Here is a 14738-nt window from a genome sequence, read left to right as displayed (position 1 = left end):
CAAGTCACGTTCCGGTCATGGGGATGAAATCTGCGGAAATATGCGCTGATCCCTTGCTATTCCGGGTGACCAAGGGTCATTGTTGCCACAGACCTACCAAGAGATGTCGGCCTATGGATCTGACCGGAAAACTGTTGATTGCGATGCCTGGCATGGGCGATCCGCGCTTTGATCATTCGGTGGTGTACCTTTGCAGCCATGGCGAAGAAGGCGCGATGGGCCTGATCATCAACAAACCGTCGGATCTGCGGCTCAAAACCCTGTTGGGGCAGCTCAATATCCCGTGCCGAATCCCTGTTGTCGGGGAACGGTTGGTCCATTTCGGCGGCCCGGTCGAGATGTCGCGGGGTTTTGTCCTCCATAGTTCGGATTATGAGGCCAACCTGCATTCGATGCATATCGACGAAGATTTCAGCATGACCGCGACGCTGGATATTCTCGAAGATCTGGCCTCGGGACGCGGACCTTTGAACTCAACTCTGGTGCTGGGCTATTCTGGCTGGGGCCCGGGGCAGCTTGAGGATGAGATCGGCATGAATGGCTGGCTGACGACCGAGGCGTCCTCGAATCTGGTGTTCGATGTGCCCGATGACGAAAAGTGGGAGGGTGCGCTGGCCACCCTTGGCGTTGACCCGCTGATCCTGTCGGCCGAATCCGGGCGCGCGTAACTAGCGTGGGGCGGCGGCCCGGCGCAGGCGGTCATTGATCGCTGCACCCAACCCGTGATCCGGAATCGACGTGACGGCGATGGGCCTGCCGGTTTCGTTCAGCTTGTGCAGCGCAGCGAACAAGGTCGCTGCCGCTTCAGTCAGATCGCCCGCAGCTGACAGGTTCAGGTCGCAGTCCACCGGTCCAAAACCCAACAAGATCTCATCCCCCTGAGCGCTGCTGGCGTTCAGGCGAACAGGCGCATCCGGTGCGTAGTGGGATTGTAGCTGGCCCGGCGCATTCAGCGCGTCGCCGGGTTGGTGGAGGTGCAGTTGCGTGTTCAGAACAACTTCGACTTGTTCCAGCGCAATGCCGCCGGGGCGCAACAAGGCAGGCTCGCCCGCAAGGCCGACAATCGTGCTTTCCACACCGACACCGCATGGCCCATCGTCCAATACCGCTGCAATGCGCCCGTTCAGCCCTGCCAACACATGAGCAGCCGTCGTGGGGCTGATTTGCCCCGACGGGTTGGCCGAAGGTGCAGCGACCGGTCCGTCGAACGCAGTCAACACCGCGCGCGCGGCGGGATGGGCGGGAACGCGCACCGCCAGGGTTTCAAGCCCTGCAGTGACCAGTGAGGAAATGCCGTGACCGGGTCGCAAGGGCAGAACAAGGGTCAGTGGACCGGGCCAGAACGCGTCGGCCAAGGCCTGTGCCTGATCGGACCATGTGACAAACCGTTGCGCCGCTTCGACCGAGGCCACATGCGCGATCAGAGGGTTGAAGCTGGGCCGCCCCTTGGCGGCATAGATGCTGGCGACGGCCTCGCCATTGCGGGCGTCGCCGCCTAGGCCGTAGACTGTCTCGGTCGGGATGGCCACCAACAGCCCTTGCCGCAACAGGTCTGCGGCCTCTGCGATTCCGGCCGGATCTGCGGATAAATTCATTGTGCCGTTGGGGATCATGGGTGGTGACGCCGCGTTCTGATTGCGTATAGCATGTGGCCCGATACGTAATCGGTTGAACCCAGATGCATAAAGGTGGGCTTCAGAAATTCCAAGCCCGTCGCAAAACGCAATCAGACAGCCCCGAGGGAAGATATGCCATATCGCGCGCCAATCTCTGATTATGAATTCCTGTTCCGTCACGCGGTCGGCTTTGACGAAATCGCGGCAACCGAGAAGTTCTCGTCCGCCAGCGAAGATGTGGTTGGTGCAATCCTGACCGAAGCCGGCAAACTCTGCGAAGAGGTCCTAGCCCCGCTGCAGCGTCCCGGGGACCTTGAACCCGCGCGGTTGGAAAACGGCGTGATGCGGACCTCGCCCGGATTCGCGGACGGTTGGAAGGCAATCGCGGATGGCGGTTGGATCGGGATGAGCGGTGACCCTGAGTTTGGTGGTATGGGTCTGCCGATGACCCTGACCACAGCCGTTAACGAGATGATGTCGGCCGCTTGCCTGTCGCTACAGGTTGCCCCCCTGATGACACAGGGCCAGATCGAAGCGCTGGAACACCACGCCAGCGATGAGATCAAAGCGCTCTATCTGCCCAAGATGATGGCGGGTGAGTGGTCGGGCACCATGAACCTGACCGAACCGCAGGCCGGGTCGGACGTTGGTGCGCTGACGTCCAAAGCTGTGCCCAACGGGGACGGCACCTACGCGGTCACGGGGCAGAAGATTTATATTTCCTGGGGCGACAACGATTTTGCAGAGAATATCTGTCATCTGGTTCTGGCGCGCTTGCCCGACAGTGTTCCGGGAACCAAAGGGATATCCCTGTTCCTGGTTCCGAAGTTCCTGCCGGATGAGGCCGGAAACCCCAGTATCGCCAATGATCTGAAAGTCGTCTCGATCGAACACAAGATGGGCCTGCACGGCTCACCCACCTGTGTCATGCAGTATGACGGTGCCAAGGGTTGGCTGATTGGTCGGGAGCACGGCGGAATGGCCGCGATGTTCACCATGATGAACAACGCGCGTCTGGGTGTCGGCGGACAGGGCGTTGGCTGTGCCGAAGGTGCATATCAGCACGCGCTGGCCTATGCGCTGGAACGCAAACAGGGCAAGACGCCGTCGGGTACGATCATTGACCATGCGGACGTGCGCCGGATGCTGATGAGCATGCGCGCTGATACATTCGCCGCGCGCGCTATCATGCTGGCCAACGCCGCGGCAATCGACATGGGCAACGCCACCGGCGACCCCGAGTGGATCGCCCGTGCCGCTCTGCTGACACCGATCAGCAAAGCTTTTGGAACCGAGACTGGCATGCGCGTATCGGAAACCGGTGTGCAGGTGCACGGCGGCATGGGCTTCATCGAAGAGACCGGTGCGGCGCAATACTATCGCGATGTCCGCGTCACCGCGATTTACGAGGGTACAAACGGCATTCAGGCGATGGACCTCGTCGCGCGTAAGATGATGGATGGTGGCGATGCGGCCTCGCGCCTGCTGGATGAGATCGAGGATCACGCCGAGCAGGCCCGTGCGACCATGCCCGAACTGGCCGGTCCCGTTTGGGAGGCGACCGAAAGCCTGCGTGAAACGACTGAATGGATGGTCGCACAATCGGACCTGAATGCCCGCTTTGCCGGCGCTGTGCCATATCTGCGTGCTTTTGCGCGTGTTCTGGGCGCACACTACCATCTGAAAGCTGCTTTGGCGCAGCCTGATGGCCCACGGTTCAAACTGGCGCGATTTTACATCAACGCGCTGTTGCCCGAGTTTTCAGGCTTGCTGGGTCAGGCTCAAACCGGGGCCGATGATGTGTTTGCCCTGAGTGCCGAGGAGTTTGTGGCGTAATGGACGGCGATACTCCTTTGGCGATCAGATACCCTTGGCCTGAACCTCCGGCGGAAGGCGAGGCGATCGAAGTCGCCGAGGGCGTTCTGTGGATGCGGCTGCCGCTGCCCATGGCACTGGACCACGTCAATATCTATGCGCTGGATGATGGTGACGGCTGGACCGTCATCGATACGGGCATGTCGTCGAACAAAACCCGGCGTATTTGGGAAACGCTGATGGCGGGTCCGCTGTCGGGCAAGCCGATCAAGCGCGTGGTGGTGACGCATCATCACCCCGACCATGTGGGCAACGCGGGCTGGTTCCAGTCGGAACATGGCGCTGAGCTGGTAACCTCGCGCACGTCATGGCTGTTTTCGCGCATGCTTCAGTTGGACGTTCAGGAAAGCTGGCCGCAGGAAACGCTGGATTACTACCGCAGCGCAGGTATGGCACCCGACATTCTGGCCAAGCGGATGGCCGAGCGGCCGTTCAATTATTGCGATACGGTTTACCCGATGCCACTTGGCTTTACCCGGATCAAGCAAGGCAGCGTGATCCGTATGGGCGGGCGCGACTGGGACGTCCATATGGGCAACGGCCACGCCCCCGAACACGCCACATTCTGGAGCCGCGACGACAACCTCGTGATCACTGGCGACCAGATTCTCAGCTCGATCAGCCCCAATCTGGGGGTCTATGTCACCGAACCCTTGGCGGATCCGGTTGCAGAATGGCTTGAGGCCTGTGAAAGGCTGATGGGTCTGGCACAACCCGATCATCTGGCGCTGGGCGGGCACAAGTTGCCGTTCAAAGGACTGCCCATTCGGATGAAGCAGTTGATCGACAATCACCATGGTGCGCTGAATCGGTTGCAGGACTATCTGGACACACCCAAAACGGCAGCGGAGTGTTTTGTGCCCTTGTTCAAGCGTCGGATCGGCTCGGGTGAGTATGGTCTGGCCCTGGTCGAAGCGGTTGCACATCTGAACCATCTTTACCACATTGGAACGGTCACCCGGACGCGCCGCGCGGACGGGGCGTGGGAGTTTCAGCGCAAAGGGTAAAGCCATGCAGGATCAGATCGAAACATCGGCCGAAGCCGCCGAAGCTGCGGCATTGCCCCGCTGTTACGAAGTGCATGCCAACCCCGAGGCCGAGTCGGGCAACAAGGATTTGCCCGGCCAGCTGCAGAAACCGGTTGAGACCAAAAGCCCGGCGCAATGGGCCTATGAGCGGCTGATCCTGTATATCCAGAACTTCGAAAAGACGCTGACCGGCGACCAGGAGGTCGCGATGGGCTTCACTGGTGGGGACGCAGGCGTCATGCGGATTGAGGGGATGGGGTATTTTGATCCCGACATCATCACCTTCTACGGGTCAGACGCGACAGGAGCGCGGACTCAACTGGTGCAGCATGTCAGTCAGCTGAACGTCATGTTGCGGGCCCTGCCCAAATCTGTCGAGGACAAGCCCGCCAACCGCATCGGCTTCCGATTGGCCGCGGATCTCGAAGAAAGCTGACCGCCTGACTTGCAATTCACGTCTGCGCAGCCTTGAATGAGTGCATCTTCAAGGGGGCGTCCGCGCGTGACTCATTTCTCAGCTGTTTCAACTGCGTACAAAGGCGCATGGGCGCGCCGACGCGTGTTTGTTCCCATCTATTTCGTGGTGCGCTTGCTGCTGGTCGCACTGATCGCGCCAGGGGTGGCCATCGTCGTGAATCTGGCGGTGCGGTTGTCCAACCAAACTGCACTGACCGATCAGGCCATCGCCGCGTTCATTCTGTCACCGGCAGGGTTCATCGCCGCCGTCGCCGTGCTCAGCCTGTTTTTGCTGGCCGAGGTCTTTGTTTTCTCGGTCATGGCGGGTTCCTTGCGGATGGGCGAGTCCGACCCGTGGCGCGCTGGCAGTTCAGCCATTGGCCTGATCCTGTCGCGCCTGCCTGCTCTGTTCGGCTTTGCCGTTCGGTTTGTGTTGCGGGTTCTGGTGCTGATCGTGCCATTTGCAGCCGTGTCTGCGCTGATCGCGTGGTGGACGCTGACGGAATTTGACATCAACTATTACCTGACCTTTCAACCGCCATCGTTTTGGCTGGCTGTGGTAATGATCGGCGCGGTTGTGCTGGTCATGGCTTGGGTTTTGATCCGCCGTCTTTCGGCCTGGGCCCTGTCACTGCATTTGGTGCTGTTCGAAGGCGTCCATCCGGGACATGCGTTCAACGTCAGTGCCAACCGGATGGAGGGCAAGCGCGGGCGCCTCAAGATAGAGCTGGCTGTATGGCTGGGGATGCGCCTAGTCATTGCGGCGCTGATCGCTTGGGTGGCCGGGCTTCTGTTCGCGCTGGTCCCGCTGCAAGGGGCAGCGAACCTGCGCCTGGCGCTGATCTACAGCTTGGGTGTCGCCGGCATCTGGTCACTGGCCGGTTTGGTCTTGGCGGCGACGGCACTTGGCGCGCTTGCGGTTTTGCTGGACGGGTTCTTCGAGATCGAGACATCTGAGCCGCCCCATCCTGAACCCGGCAGCCTGCGCGTGCCGTTGTTGGCGGCAGTTGGCGCTGCAGCCGTCGCCGTGTTTGTCGGGCTGTGGTTTGGGCAGTACCTGTTGGAACGCGTTCAAGCCCCTGACCGGGCCGAGGTAATAGGCCATCGCGGTGCAGCGGCGCTGCGGCCCGAAAACACCATGGCGTCGGTTCTGAAGGCGATCGAGGACGGGGCCGACTGGGTTGAAATCGATGTTCAGGAATCTGCGGACGATGTGGTGATCGTCGCCCATGACAGCGACTTCATGAAATTGGCAGGCGTTGACCTCAAGGTCTGGGATGCAACGATGGATGACATCGCCCAGATCGATATCGGCAGCTGGTTCGGCCCAGAATACGCAGAAGAACGCACACCAACGCTGCGCGATGTGTTGGAGGCCGCAAAAGGCAAGGCCAAGGTCATCATTGAACTGAAGTACTACGGTCACGATGTCGATCTGGAAAACCGCGTCGCCGCCATTGTCGAAGAACTTGGTATGCAAGACGATATCGCCACGATGTCGCTTAAGTACCCGGCGGTGCAAAAGATGAAATCCATCCGGCCCGACTGGCGGGCGGGGGTTCTGGCGGCGACCGCCGTGGGCGATCTGTCGGGACTAGAGGGTGATTTTGTTGCCGTGAATGCAGCGATGGCCACGCCCGGATTGGTGAATTCAGTCCATGCGGCGGGCAAGGATATCTACGTTTGGACGGTGAATGATCCGCTGCAGATGTCAGCTATGGCATCTATGGGTGTGGACGGCTTGATCACCGACCGACCCGCTATGGCAAACGAAGTGCTGCGCGTGCGGGCAGAAATGGGTCCAGGCGAACGTTTGATGCTATGGCTGGCAACAACCTTCGGTATGTCTGTTGACACTCAGGCGATGCGCGATGAAAGCCCTTAGACTGGCGGCGATCCTTGCTCTGACTGCTGCATCGGCGATGGCGCAGGATGTCATGCGCACGTTTGAATTGCCCGCTCATCGTGCGCTTATGGCGCAAAAGGGTGGTGCCGAGTTGTCGCCGTTTGAAACCGATGGCTGCTCGGGCGGGTTGTCGTCCAGCTGGCGTTTTGTGGCCGATACATTTCCCAGTTTTCGTGCACTTTATGAGGCGCATCCACCTTGGGAGTATTGCTGTGTCGCCCATGACCGCGCCTATCACCACGCGGGTGGTGCCCTTCGGGCTGAAGACAGCTATACGGCGCGTCTGTCTGCCGATGACACCTTGCGCGCCTGCGTCAGCCAGCACGGCGCAGACCATGCCGATGAATACGCCGAACGGTACGATATGACGCCCGAGCAGATTCGCACCGCTCATTCCGTCACGGCAGAGGCGATGTTCGCAGCCGTTCGTTTTGGCGGCGGGCCTTGTTCGGGGCTGCCGTGGCGATGGGGGTTTGGGTATCCCGGATGCTCGGTGTTCGCACCTTTGACGCCTGCGCGCGAATGACGTGGTGACAGGCCTCGGATTTTCGATTATCCAACATCTCAAACACGCGAATTGGGAATCTGAGACACATGGCTGAACACAAGCACGGCGAAATGGACATCACTGTTCAAACCAAAACCTTTGATGGCTTCATCAAAGCGACCACTTGGTGTGTGGTTGCCATCGCCTTCCTTTGCCTGTTCCTGGCGGTTTTCGCCTCTTAATCCAAGAAACGGGGTCGACCGTGATCAGGATTTTGTGTGCCTGCCTTCTGGCAGCAACCGTTGCGGGCTGCGCTGGGTCGCAGCGACCACAGGCGGACTTGGCTGAAGTAGCGGCGCGGTCCTACCGGGATCCGGGGCCGTCGACCCTGACTCTTTACACGATGATCAGCACCCGGACAGGTTCGGGTGCGCACACGTCGCTGATGATCAGCGGCAGTGAGCGGGTGATCTTTGATCCTGCAGGCTCGTTCCGGGCAGATGTGGTGCCGATCAAGGATGATGTGCTGTATGGTATCACTCCGAATGTCGAGCGCGCCTATCGCAGCAGCCACGCGCGCGAGACGCATTACGCACGTATCCAGACGATCGAGGTGTCGCCCCAACAGGCCGAGATTGCCTTGCAGTTGGCAAAACAATCAGGCCCGGTGGCCGGTGCATTCTGCGCCAATTCGACCTCGCAGCTGTTGCAGCAGGTGCCAGGCTTCGAGCAGATCCAGACAACTTTTTACCCTGTCAAATTGTCCGAACAGTTTGGCGAGTTGCCGGGTGTGCAAACGGCTGAATATCGTGAAAACGACGATGCGGACTTGCAAAAGGGTCTGGCTTTCAACAACGAACGTCTGAACCAGCTGGAAACGACCTCAGCCCAGTAGATACAGAAGACTGTACAATGTACCCGCGCCCGAAAAGATCGCGGCAATTACGTTTTTGGTGAACAGGCCAACGGTAACGGCGACAGCCGCCGCTGCCATGCGAGGGATATCCGGTTGGCCGCCCGTTGCCGTCGGCCAGATGACCAACGGGGCGATCAGGGCGGGAATGATGGCTACGGCAGTATAGCGCAGGTGGCGCAGCAGCCACGGCGGCATTGGGCGGTCGCCAACCAAACCGATGAAGACGAACCGCAAGGCGTAGCTGCCGATTGCAAGCCCGACGATGATCGTCCAGATGGTGACGGGATCCGGCTGGGTCATGCGTTGACCTTTCTGCGTTCAGCAATCACTTCGGCTTGCGCCCCTGCAATCATGCCAGCGCAACCTGCGATCAGCAGACCCAGATTGAATGGAATTCCTACTGCCAGCAGCGACACGATAATGGCCACCAGCGCAGCCACAACATGCGGGAAGGTGCGCATCATCGGTCCGATCATGGCGAGAAACGTGATCGGCAAGGCAAAATCCAACGCCCAGCTTTCCGGGATTCGCGTGCCCAGTACCGCCCCGAGGTAAGTCGCCAGTATCCAAAGCGGTGTAATGGGAGTGACCGAGCCCACAAAATACGCCATGCGCTGGGGAACGGTCATATTCGGTTCTTTCTCGAACTGCACGATCGAGCTTGCGTAAGACTGGTCAACGGTCAGATAAGCCGCGCAGGCCCTTTGCCACATTGGCGCAGCGCCGAGGTAAGGCGTCAACGAGGCGGAATACATTGCCATCCGCAGGTTCACCGCCAGGGCAGAAATCAGGATAATCGCAGTCGGGGTCTGGTCCTGCAGCAATTGCAACGCGGCGAACTGGGCTGCCCCCGCAAACACGGTCGACGTGAAGGCCATCGTCTGGACGATGTTCAGGCCAGCCTCGGTCGCAAACACGCCGAACAGGGTACCAAAGGGAATCGCCACAAAGATAAACGGGGTCCCGTCTCGAAAACCCTTCCAGAAGTATGACTTGGATGTGGTGTCTGCCATGGCTAAATCCTATGGTGTTGACCGCAGCAGTAGCGGTCTTGGGAAAGGGTTGCAATTGGCCACGGAACAGAACCTGTCAGACTACATCATCGCCCCCGATCCCGGCGCGCCGCGATTGACCCGCGCCGTCGAGGGCGTGGACCAGAATGGCGAGGCCAGCCAGATCTCGGTGGTCGAAGAGCGCCCTCTGACCATTTTCCTCAATTCGCAGGAAATCGTGACCGCAATGACGATTGGCGACTATCCGGAATATCTGGCATTGGGCTTCCTGCGCAATCAGGGGATGTTGCTGGCCGACGACCAGATCACACGTGTCGAATACGATGATGATCTGGAAACCGTGGTCGTGCGCACCGCGCGCGAGACCTCGTATGAGGACAAGCTGAAGAAAAAGACCCGCACCAGTGGTTGTGCCGTAGGTACGGTGTTTGGCGACATGATGGAGGGGCTGGAGGATGTCCGCCTGCCACAGGTTCAGGTGCGAACCTCTTGGCTGTATGAGCTAGCCGCCAAGATCAACCGGACCCCGTCCCTGTACCTAGAGGCCGGAGCGATCCACGGCACCGTTCTGTGCCGCGAAAACCGCCCTCTGGTCTATATGGAGGACGTGGGCCGCCACAATGCGGTCGACAAAATCGCAGGCTGGATGCTGTCCGAAGGCGAGACGGCCGACGATAAGATCTTGTACACCACCGGCCGATTGACCTCGGAGATGGTGATCAAAACGGCAATGATGGGCATTCCCGTGCTTGCGTCTCGGTCAGGTTTCACCGCCTGGGGCGTAGAAATCGCGCGCGAGGTCGGGTTGACCCTGATCGGACGCATGCGGGGGCAGCGGTTCGTGTGTCTGTCGGGCGAGGATCGGCTGGTTCGGGATGTGGACCCGTCAACAGTTCCGGCCGAAGACAAAAAGCACAAAAGGAAAAGCGCGCAGGCCTGATTTCCTGCCCCCTGTAGTCGATCCGAAAAAGTTCTGCGAATTCCAATGGATATGCTCTAAGCTGGGCCGACAAGGGTTTTGGCCTTCCGAGTACGCTATGGAGCTGATCAATCTCATTGCGCCGGTCTTTGCGGTGATCCTGACCGGGTACGCGTTTTCCTGGACGAACTTGCTGAGCAAGGAGACATCCGACGCACTGGTGCAGTTTGCCGTCTATGTCCTGATCCCGGCCATCATGTTCTATCTGATTGGGCAGGAAGAGTTTGCGAACCTTCTGAACTATGGCTTCTACATTTCCTACGGTGGAACCTTGCTGGCGCTGTTTGCCGTGTTGTTTCTGGGGCTCAATACAGTAGTTGGGTTCCAAGTGGGCTCGGCAACCGTGGCCGCTTTTGCAGGTGTGGCGTCGAACACGGCGTTGGTTGCTTTGCCAATCCTGCACGCGATTTTTGGGTCCAAGGGGGCGTTGCCAGCGGTTCTGGCAAACCTTGTCGTCGCGATATTGTTGTTGGTAATGACAACCGTTCTGGAAAGCTCGGCGGGGCACAAAGCAAATGCCAAAACGCCAATCTACAAGATCCTGTTGAACGTCCTGAAGAACCCCATCATTGCCGCAACCCTTTTAGGTGTGGTCTATTCCTTTACCGGTATCGGGTTCTCTGACGCCGTTTCCGACTATTTAGAGCTTCTCAGTCAGGCATTGGCTGCGGTGGCGCTGTTTGCAATCGGGTTCACGACCAGCGTTCGGACCATTGTTCAGACGGGGCCGCTGATCCTGTCTCTGACGGTCGTCAAACTGGTCGTGGCGCCGGGTCTTGTCCTGTTGGCGGCGCATCTTGTTGGTCTTGATCCGCTGTGGACCATCGCGGCGACCATTTCCGCGGCGGTACCCACGGCCAAAAACATCTTTCTCTTGGCCAAGCACTACGATCAGGAACCGCAACTTGCCGCGCATATCGTGTCAGCGACATCCTTTTTGGCGGTTGGCACATTGATCATGTGGCTGTTTGTCCTGCACCATATGTATCCAACGGCGTTCCAATTGAACTGAGTTCAATCTACAACGGTGCCAATGACGGATCACTTCGGTGAAAGCAGTAAGGTACGGCAATGAACACCCCTTTGGGCGTAATCCTCGCAGGCGGTCTGGCCACTCGGATGGGGGGTGGTGACAAGGGCTTGCTGACCATAGGCGGGCAAAGCCTCTTGTCTCATGTGATCGCCCGTTTGACGCCGCAGGTGGGCGGTGTGGCGCTGAACGCAAATGGTGATCCCGAACGATTTGCGGATCTGAACCTGCCCGTTCTGCCAGACACGATTGAAGGGTTTGCTGGCCCCTTGGCCGGAGTTCTGGCGGGCCTCGACTGGGCAGCAGAGCAGGGGGCTGACAGTATCGTAACCGCTGCAGCCGATACACCGTTTTTTCCGCGCGATCTGGTCGAAAGGCTGGTTGCAGCGTCAGAAGGCCAAACGCATCCACTTGTCCTGGCAACTACGCCCCGAACCGGGGACGAAGCTTTGAAATCAGGCGGCGGCAAGCGAGTGAACCGGCATCCGACTTTTGGACTGTGGCCCGTGGCTCTGCGCGATGATCTGCGCGAGGCATTGAACGATGGGCTGCGCAAGGTTGTGTTGTGGACCGACAAGCACGACGGGCGCGAGGCCCTGTTCCCAGCCGAACCGTTTGATCCCTTCTTTAACGTCAACACGCCTGACGATCTGACGCGGGCACAACAGCTGCTGGAGCAGGCATGAGGGTCTACGGCGTCACCGGTTGGAAAAACGCCGGAAAGACTGGGTTGATGGAGCGGTTGGTGACTGAGATCACGAGGCGCGGTTTCACCGTTTCGACGGTAAAACATGCCCATCATACGGTGGATGTGGACCAACCTGGCACGGACAGCTACCGCCATCGCGAAGCAGGCGCGTCCGAGGTTTTACTTGCCTCTGGTAAACGCATCGCGGTGATGCAAGAGCTGCGCGGCGCGCCGGAACCGCCTTTGGCCGATTTATTGACCCGCCTGTCCCCCGTGGATTTGGTGTTGATCGAAGGGTTCAAACGGGAAAACCATCCAAAGGTCGAGGCCTATCGCGCCGAAGCAGGTAATCCGTTGATGGCCCGAGAGAACAGCACGATACGGGCCGTTGCCAGCGACACACCGCTGAAAATGGACGTCCCCGTTCTTGATCTGAACGACACCGCTGCGATTGCTGCGTTCATCTTGCAGGAGGTCGGGTTATGACGCCGCCGAACATCTCTCCGCCACCGCTGCGAAACGACTGTTTTGCCTTGCCTGCCGGGGTGAACTGGACGCCTGTGGATGATGCGCTGGGCCTGTTGCAGGACCGGCTTTCTGTAGTGACGGCGGTTGAGACTCTGCCTGTGGGGCAGGCCTCGGGGCGTATTCTCGCGCAAGATATTCACGCGAAACGGTCAAATCCGCCTCAGCCGAATACGGCCGTGGATGGTTACGGGTTCTCAGGTGCAGCCCCGGATGGCCCGCAGGTCATGCCCCTGCATCAGGGGCGCGCGGCGGCGGGGATCCCGTTTGATGGTGCCGTGCCAAACGGGATGGCTCTGCGCGTCTTGACCGGTGCGGCCCTTCCTACCGGTGTGGACACGGTGATACTGGAAGAAGACGTGACTGTTCAGGATGGTCACATCGCCTTTCACGGCCCGCTGAAACAGGGGGCGAACACGCGCAAAGCTGGTGAGGACGTGGCCGAAGGGAAACTGGTGCTGCCCGCCGGGCGCAGGTTGACACCTGCCGATCTGGCGCTGCTGTCGGCGACCGGGATATCCGATGTGCCATTGCGCAAGGTTCTGCGGGTTGCGGTCCTGTCGACCGGAGATGAGCTGGTCGAGCCCGGGCACACAGCTGGGCCGGGTCAGATTTTCGATGCCAACCGCCCGATGTTGTTGTCGTTGGTCGACCGTCTTGGTTTTCAGCCGGTTGATATGGGGCGGGTGTCAGACAGCAGGGACGATTTGCGCAACCGCTTGGATCAGGCAGCGGAACAGGCAGACGTCATCCTGACCAGCGGTGGCGCATCTGCGGGGGACGAAGACCACGTCTCGGCCCTGTTGCGCGAAGCCGGAGCGATACAGGAATGGCGCATCGCATTGAAACCAGGTCGTCCGCTGGCGTTGGGGATGTGGAACAAGACGCCTGTCTTTGGCCTGCCGGGCAACCCTGTTGCTGCCATGGTCTGCACGTTGATCTTTGCCCGCCCGGCGCTTGGCCTGATGGCGGGTGAAGGCTGGTCCGCTCCACAGGGCTTTGACCTGCCAGCGGATTTTGAGAAACGCAAGAAACCGGGGCGTCGCGAATACCTGCGCGCCCGCATCCGAGAGGGCCGGGTCGAGGTGTTTGCCTCAGAAGGGTCGGGCCGGATAAGTGGCCTCAGCTGGGCTGAAGGGCTGGTTGAGATTGGAGATGGCGAACGCCACATCACGCCGGGTGATCTGGTGCGTTTCATTCCCTATGGCAGCTTTGGACTTTGATCAGTCAAAGGTTCCTGCAACACGCCCCAGCAGCATGAATGCCCGTGCAGTCCGCGTGTCGCCCAAGGCTGTCAGGTCCGCATCGCTGGCATCCGGCTCGAACTCGACAATCATATGGTCGAAGCGGCGCAGGAAATGGTGCGCAGCGTCCCGAAAAATCGGGTCCTGCTTCATTCGGGCTGCCGTAAGCGCCAGCGAGGACCGGTCGCGAATACCGCCCAACGCGGCCACGGCGCGACCACGTGCGCCCTGTGCGAACTGCCGCCAGATTTCTGGCCGGGCCATATCGGGGCGCAGGTCGTCCATGTAGATGCCTTCCTGGCTCAGCAAGGTCAGCACATCCTGAGAGGCCTGCACCAGTTGCGCGACCTTGCGATCCTGCAGCGCCAGACGAAGAGCATCGAATCCGGCGGCGTCATCCTGCGTCTCTGGGAAGTTCAGAGCGCGGATAAAGATATCTGTTGTCAGGGGTGGCGCAATTTCTTCCGCCGGAGTGCCCAACTCCAACGAGGTCTGGTCGCCGCTTTGGGCCGGTTTGTCACCCCTTGCCGGCTCGGTTCGTTTTGACGAAAACGTCGCCAATGCGGTTTCCGCTTTTTTGGTGGCTTCGGCGATTTCGTCCAGCTTTTTGCTGACGCCCGGTTCTTGAAGGCTGGCGGCACGCTGTTGTTGGATCACATACGCCTGACGGATTGCGTCGATCGCTGTTTGCAGCCGGGCGCTTTCTTCGCGCATGACGCGGCTGGCGCGCATCGCGGTGGCCGCAACCCAGATCATCGCGACCGGCATGAACACCGCCAGCAGAGTCACAACGAACCCGCCGCCATCGACCTTGCCGGGTAGGACCAGAAATACGACCGATACGATCAGCCAGACCACGCTCAAGGCAATGGCGACGATCTCGATCTCGGTCACCGAAGGATGCGAAGGCTTGTCGTAGATCCCCAGCGGGGTTGGCCGTTCTGCATCCTGTTCTGGATTGGGCTCTGACATGGT

17 protein-coding genes are annotated in these 14738 nt (G+C 59.8%); 13 read left to right on the top strand and 4 right to left on the bottom strand.

Translation table 11 applies throughout. The features are described from left to right. Window positions 1-113 precede the first annotated feature (113 nt). A complete protein-coding gene (locus ACR0MV_RS13025; RefSeq protein ID WP_170426969.1) occupies window positions 114-668 on the top strand; it encodes a YqgE/AlgH family protein in 555 nt (184 codons plus the stop codon). On the opposite strand, the gene ACR0MV_RS13020 is transcribed toward ACR0MV_RS13025, so the two are convergent. Next, window positions 669-1595 (bottom strand): L-threonylcarbamoyladenylate synthase, encoded by a 927-nt coding sequence (locus tag ACR0MV_RS13020; RefSeq protein ID WP_480702390.1) that lies wholly within the window; start codon window positions 1593-1595, stop codon window positions 669-671. Between the two features lie 153 nt (window positions 1596-1748). Between ACR0MV_RS13020 and ACR0MV_RS13015 the strand changes: the two genes are divergently transcribed. The 7 genes from ACR0MV_RS13015 (at window position 1749) to ACR0MV_RS12985 (ending at window position 8263) form a co-directional block, all read left to right on the top strand. Then, window positions 1749-3452 carry an acyl-CoA dehydrogenase family protein gene (locus tag ACR0MV_RS13015; RefSeq protein WP_480702389.1) on the top strand — a complete coding sequence of 568 codons (1704 nt, stop codon included), beginning with the start codon at window positions 1749-1751 and terminating at the stop codon, window positions 3450-3452. Beyond that, window positions 3452-4498 (top strand): MBL fold metallo-hydrolase, encoded by a 1047-nt coding sequence (locus ACR0MV_RS13010; protein WP_170426972.1) that lies wholly within the window; start codon window positions 3452-3454, stop codon window positions 4496-4498. Before ACR0MV_RS13015 ends, ACR0MV_RS13010 begins: the two co-directional genes overlap by 1 nt. Window positions 4499-4502: 4 nt before the next feature. Then, on the top strand, window positions 4503-4955 hold the full coding sequence (locus ACR0MV_RS13005; protein ID WP_170426973.1) for a DUF6173 family protein: 453 nt from the start codon (window positions 4503-4505) through the stop codon (window positions 4953-4955). A gap of 66 nt (window positions 4956-5021) precedes the next feature. Next, window positions 5022-6860, top strand: coding sequence for a glycerophosphodiester phosphodiesterase family protein (locus ACR0MV_RS13000; protein ID WP_480702388.1), 1839 nt, complete (start codon window positions 5022-5024; stop codon window positions 6858-6860). Continuing rightward, a complete protein-coding gene (locus ACR0MV_RS12995; RefSeq protein ID WP_170426975.1) occupies window positions 6847-7407 on the top strand; it encodes a hypothetical protein in 561 nt (186 codons plus the stop codon). Before ACR0MV_RS13000 ends, ACR0MV_RS12995 begins: the two co-directional genes overlap by 14 nt. Before the next feature lie 68 nt (window positions 7408-7475). Further along, on the top strand, window positions 7476-7610 hold the full coding sequence (locus tag ACR0MV_RS12990) for an aa3-type cytochrome c oxidase subunit IV (protein ID WP_170426976.1): 135 nt from the start codon (window positions 7476-7478) through the stop codon (window positions 7608-7610). A 20-nt stretch (window positions 7611-7630) separates the two neighbouring features. Then, window positions 7631-8263: a hypothetical protein gene (locus ACR0MV_RS12985; RefSeq protein ID WP_480702387.1), complete on the top strand. Its 633-nt coding sequence runs from the start codon at window positions 7631-7633 to the stop codon at window positions 8261-8263. Here the strand turns inward: ACR0MV_RS12985 and ACR0MV_RS12980 are convergent. Both ACR0MV_RS12980 and ACR0MV_RS12975 read right to left on the bottom strand, forming a co-directional pair. Beyond that, complete coding sequence (locus tag ACR0MV_RS12980; RefSeq protein ID WP_480702386.1) at window positions 8252-8584, bottom strand: AzlD domain-containing protein; 333 nt, start codon at window positions 8582-8584, stop codon at window positions 8252-8254. The two genes, ACR0MV_RS12985 and ACR0MV_RS12980, sit on opposite strands and share 12 nt — an antisense overlap. Next, on the bottom strand, window positions 8581-9297 hold the full coding sequence (locus tag ACR0MV_RS12975; protein WP_480702385.1) for an AzlC family ABC transporter permease: 717 nt from the start codon (window positions 9295-9297) through the stop codon (window positions 8581-8583). The genes ACR0MV_RS12980 and ACR0MV_RS12975 overlap by 4 nt, the downstream gene beginning before the upstream one ends. Here ACR0MV_RS12975 and ACR0MV_RS12970 point away from each other — a divergent pair. From ACR0MV_RS12970 to ACR0MV_RS12950, 5 genes are all read left to right on the top strand, one after another. Then, window positions 9296-10237, top strand: coding sequence for a formate dehydrogenase accessory sulfurtransferase FdhD (locus tag ACR0MV_RS12970; RefSeq protein WP_480702384.1), 942 nt, complete (start codon window positions 9296-9298; stop codon window positions 10235-10237). The genes ACR0MV_RS12975 and ACR0MV_RS12970 overlap by 2 nt on opposite strands. Before the next feature lie 97 nt (window positions 10238-10334). Further along, entirely contained in the window at window positions 10335-11288 is a 954-nt protein-coding gene (locus tag ACR0MV_RS12965) for an AEC family transporter (protein WP_480702383.1), read from the top strand. A gap of 59 nt (window positions 11289-11347) precedes the next feature. Continuing rightward, a complete protein-coding gene (gene mobA, locus ACR0MV_RS12960; protein ID WP_480702382.1) occupies window positions 11348-11992 on the top strand; it encodes a molybdenum cofactor guanylyltransferase MobA in 645 nt (214 codons plus the stop codon). Continuing rightward, the gene (gene mobB / locus ACR0MV_RS12955) at window positions 11989-12480 is read left to right on the top strand and encodes a molybdopterin-guanine dinucleotide biosynthesis protein B (protein ID WP_170426982.1); all 492 of its coding nucleotides are present in this window, start codon (window positions 11989-11991) and stop codon (window positions 12478-12480) included. The genes mobA and mobB overlap by 4 nt, the downstream gene beginning before the upstream one ends. Beyond that, window positions 12477-13742 (top strand): molybdopterin-binding protein, encoded by a 1266-nt coding sequence (locus ACR0MV_RS12950; protein ID WP_480702381.1) that lies wholly within the window; start codon window positions 12477-12479, stop codon window positions 13740-13742. The genes mobB and ACR0MV_RS12950 overlap by 4 nt, the downstream gene beginning before the upstream one ends. On the opposite strand, the gene ACR0MV_RS12945 is transcribed toward ACR0MV_RS12950, so the two are convergent. Further along, window positions 13743-14735, bottom strand: a complete 993-nt coding sequence (locus ACR0MV_RS12945) for a hypothetical protein (protein WP_170426984.1) — start codon at window positions 14733-14735, stop codon at window positions 13743-13745. It lies immediately after the preceding gene. Between the last annotated feature and the right edge of the window lie 3 nt (window positions 14736-14738).

Source organism: Ruegeria sp. BC3, from assembly GCF_056539265.1.
The sequence above is the reverse complement of the archived record's forward strand: the minus strand, read 5'-3'. Positions and strand labels throughout refer to the sequence as shown.